The sequence below is a fragment of the Kordia jejudonensis genome (genome assembly GCF_001005315.1).
GTDB classification, from domain to species: Bacteria; Bacteroidota; Bacteroidia; order Flavobacteriales; family Flavobacteriaceae; genus Kordia; species Kordia jejudonensis.
The window spans coordinates 1-930 of sequence record NZ_LBMG01000159.1 but is presented as its reverse complement, the minus strand read 5'-3'; the positions used below and the strand labels follow the sequence as shown (position 1 = coordinate 930).

Sequence of the window (930 nt, the reverse complement as noted above, 5' to 3'; positions counted from 1 at the left end):
TCTTTACTCACTTGGGTTCAATCCTTATCAAGTAAAGATTTAGAAGTACATTTTGTAATGGAAGCTACTGGAGTTTATCATCAAAAGTTTGCTTACTACTTAGAAGATAAAGGGTTCAATTTAAGTATTGTTTTACCCAACAAAATAAGTAACTACATGCGTACTTTAGATACCAAAACAATTACTGATAAAACAGCTTCTCAAGCTATATGTCAATTTGGTTTGGAGCGTACACTCGATTTTTGGAAACGTCCAAAAAGAATTTATAAAGAATTACAACAATTAACTAGAGAACGCTCTCAAATAGTAGATGAACGAGTTATTGTAAAGAATCAATTACATGCGGAGAAATCAGAAGCACTACCCAATCAAAATAGTGTAAGACGATTAAAGTTACGTATTGAATTTTTAAACAAGCAAGAGCAAGAAATAAGAATAGAAATTCAAGAAATAGTTGATAGCGATCCTAATTTAAAAAAAGAATTAAAAAATATTTGTACAATACCTGGTGTAGGAATACTAACAGCAGTAATTGTTTTAGCAGAAACAAATGGATTTGAATTGATTAGGAATAAAAAACAGCTAACAAGTTATGCTGGTTTGGATGTAAAACAAAAACAATCAGGAACATCAGTCAACAAGAAAACTAGAATATCAAAAAAAGGAAATCGTAACCTACGTAAAGCAATGCATTTACCATCATTAGCTGCTGTAAAATACAATCAAACACATAAAGAATTATACACAAGACTACTAGCTAAAAGCGGTATAAAAATGAAAGGTCTGATTGCTGTGCAACGAAAACTATTAGAATTAATATATGTGATACATAAAAATAAAACAGTATTCCATCAAAATTATGAACATGAAAAAAGAGCAAATGATTTAAAAATACAAATTGCTCTTTAGAAACTGGCTTGAAGCCGTTTT

General features: G+C 29.8%; 1 protein-coding gene. It reads left to right on the top strand.

The window, feature by feature from the left end:
• On the top strand, positions 1–909 hold a 909-nt coding region (locus AA089_RS23120; protein WP_046759395.1), incomplete at its 5' end, for an IS110 family RNA-guided transposase.
• Between the last annotated feature and the right edge of the window lie 21 nt (positions 910–930).